General features: G+C 51.0%; 2 rRNA genes. Both read left to right on the top strand.

The annotated features are described in order from the left end of the window. The first annotated feature begins 212 nt into the window (after positions 1–212). A 23S ribosomal RNA gene (locus KUV22_RS17120) occupies positions 213–3,094 on the top strand. Between the two features lie 216 nt (positions 3,095–3,310). Then, a 5S ribosomal RNA gene (gene rrf / locus KUV22_RS17115) occupies positions 3,311–3,425 on the top strand; the annotation flags it as partial.

Genomic DNA, 3,425 nt, shown 5'->3' with positions numbered 1-3,425 from the left:
ATGTTGCTTGATTCGAGAGATTAGCTTTCTGATTTTTACATCAGATGTTCTTTAACAAGGTGAAACATTTTGTAGTAATACACTGCAAGGCGAGGTTGAGTACTAACAATACTCAACTCAATAGAAATGTGTGTCTCTCAAGCACACAATCCGGTGTTTGAATACTTACCCGTATTCAAATACAAAGTCGTTAGTAGTCGTTTGTGTTGTATGGTCAAGCGACTAAGCGTATACGGTGGATGCCTTGGCAGCTGGAGGCGATGAAGGACGTAGGAGCCTGCGATAAGCCTAGGGGAGTCGGCACACAGACTTTGATCCTAGGATTTCCGAATGGGGAAACCCACCTGTTTTACAGGTATCCCTAACTGAATACATAGGTTAGGGAGGCGAACCCGGGGAACTGAAACATCTAAGTACCCGGAGGAAAAGAAATCAACCGAGATTCCCTGAGTAGCGGCGAGCGAAAGGGGATTAGCCCTTAAGCTCTTTATGTCTTAGTGGAAGGATCTGGAAAGTTCCGCGATACAGGGTGATAGCCCCGTACACGAAAAGGCATTTAGAGTGAAATCGAGTAGGTCGGGACACGTGTTATCTTGACTGAACATGGGGGGACCATCCTCCAAGGCTAAATACTCCCAGCTGACCGATAGTGAACCAGTACCGTGAGGGAAAGGCGAAAAGAACCCCGGAGAGGGGAGTGAAATAGAACCTGAAACCGTATACGTACAAGCAGTAGGAGCCCTTCGGGGTGACTGCGTACCTTTTGTATAATGGGTCAGCGACTTATTGTCTGTAGCAAGGTTAACCGCTTAGGGGAGCCGTAGAGAAATCGAGTCTTAATAGGGCGTTTAGTTGCAGGCAATAGACCCGAAACCCGGCGATCTATCCATGGGCAGGTTGAAGGTTGAGTAACATCAACTGGAGGACCGAACTCACTAATGTTGAAAAATTAGGAGATGACCTGTGGATCGGAGTGAAAGGCTAATCAAGCCGGGAGATAGCTGGTTCTCCTCGAAAGCTATTTAGGTAGCGCCTCGCGTCTCACCCACGGGGGTAGAGCACTGTTTGGGCTAGGGGGTCATCCCGACTTACCAACCCCATGCAAACTCCGAATACCGTGGAGTGCAATCGCGGGAGACACACGGCGGGTGCTAACGTCCGTCGTGAAAAGGGAAACAACCCAGACCGCCAGCTAAGGTCCCAAATATCAGTTAAGTGGGAAACGATGTGGGAAGGCCCAGACAGCTAGGAGGTTGGCTTAGAAGCAGCCATCCTTTAAAGAAAGCGTAATAGCTCACTAGTCGAGTCGGCCCGCGCGGAAGATATACCGGGGCTCAAACTGATAACCGAAGCTGCGGATGCTTTTTAAGCATGGTAGAGGAGCGTTGTGTAAGCCGCTGAAGGTGAACTGTGAGGTTTGCTGGAGGTATCACAAGTGCGAATGCTGACATGAGTAACGACAAGGGGGGTGAAAAACCCCCCCGCCGGAAGACCAAGGGTTCCTGTCCAACGCTAATCGGGACAGGGTTAGTCGGCCCCTAAGGCGAGGGCGAAAGCCGTAGTCGATGGGAAACAGGTTAATATTCCTGTACTTGCAATTGCTGCGATGGAGTGACGGAGAAGGCTAGGCCAGCATGGCGATTGGTTGTCCATGTTTAAGGTAGTAGGCTGGGGACTTAGGCAAATCCGGGTCCCTAAGGCTGAGAGCTGATGACGAGTCTCTTTTTAAGAGACGAAGTGGTTGATGCCCTGCTTCCAGGAAAAACTTCTAAGCTTCAGGCAATTGTGAACCGTACTCTAAACCGACACAGGTGGTCAGGTAGAGAATACCAAGGCGCTTGAGAGAACTCTGGTGAAGGAACTAGGCAAAATGGTACCGTAACTTCGGGAGAAGGTACGCCGGTTTTGGTGATGGGACTTGCTCCCTAAGCTGAGGCCGGTCGAAGTGACCAGGTGGCTGCGACTGTTTATTAAAAACATAGCACTCTGCAAACACGTAAGTGGACGTATAGGGTGTGACGCCTGCCCGGTGCCGGAAGGTTAATTGATGGGGTTAGCGTATGCGAAGCTCTTGATCGAAGCCCCGGTAAACGGCGGCCGTAACTATAACGGTCCTAAGGTAGCGAAATTCCTTGTCGGGTAAGTTCCGACCTGCACGAATGGCGTAACGATGGCCACGCTGTCTCCACCAGAGACTCAGTGAAATTGAAATCGCTGTTAAGATGCAGTGTACCCGCGGCTAGACGGAAAGACCCCGTGAACCTTTACTACAGCTTTGCACTGAACTTTGAGCCTATTTGTGTAGGATAGGTGGGAGGCTTTGAAACTGTGACGCCAGTTGCAGTGGAGCCATCCTTGAAATACCACCCTGGTATGTTTGAGGTTCTAACTCTGGTCCGTTATCCGGATCGAGGACAGTGTATGGTGGGTAGTTTGACTGGGGCGGTCTCCTCCCAAAGAGTAACGGAGGAGTACGAAGGTGCACTCAGCATGGTCGGAAATCATGCAATGAGCATAATGGTATAAGTGCGCTTGACTGCGAGTCAGACATGACGAGCAGGTACGAAAGTAGGTCATAGTGATCCGGTGGTTCTGTATGGAAGGGCCATCGCTCAACGGATAAAAGGTACTCCGGGGATAACAGGCTGATACCGCCCAAGAGTTCACATCGACGGCGGTGTTTGGCACCTCGATGTCGGCTCATCACATCCTGGGGCTGAAGCCGGTCCCAAGGGTATGGCTGTTCGCCATTTAAAGTGGTACGCGAGCTGGGTTTAGAACGTCGTGAGACAGTTCGGTCCCTATCTGCCGTGGGCGTTGGAAATTTGAGAAGAGTTGCTCCTAGTACGAGAGGACCGGAGTGAACGAACCTCTGGTGTTCGGGTTGTCACGCCAGTGGCATTGCCCGGTAGCTATGTTCGGACGGGATAACCGCTGAAAGCATCTAAGCGGGAAGCCTCCTTCAAGATTAGATTTCCCTGACTCCTTGAGAGTCCTAAAGGGCCGTGGAAGACTACCACGTTGATAGGCTGGGTGTGGAAGCGTTGTGAGGCGTTGAGCTAACCAGTACTAATTGCCCGTGCGGCTTGACCATACAACAGAGATGGTTACTAACGATTTGGATTGTGTCCGATCGAGAGACGCGCAGAGTGAGCTCGAAAGAGCATCGACTTGCGGTGTATTACTACAGAATGTTTTACCGACTTATTTGGGGTTATCGCCGGTCGCAAGACCGAGGCAAACAGCGATAACAGGCAGCGCAGAGCCATTAATGAAGGCTCATAAGACCAGTCCAACCCAAGCCAGTTTGCCTGACGACCATAGAGTTGTGGAACCACCTGATCCCTTGCCGAACTCAGAAGTGAAACGCAACATCGCCGATGGTAGTGTGGGGATTCCCCATGTGAGAGTAGGTCATCGTCAGG

This window comes from Microbulbifer agarilyticus, from assembly GCF_019800665.1.
GTDB lineage: Bacteria > Pseudomonadota > Gammaproteobacteria > Pseudomonadales > Cellvibrionaceae > Microbulbifer > Microbulbifer agarilyticus_C.
The sequence above is the reverse complement of the archived record's forward strand: the minus strand, read 5'-3'. Positions and strand labels throughout refer to the sequence as shown.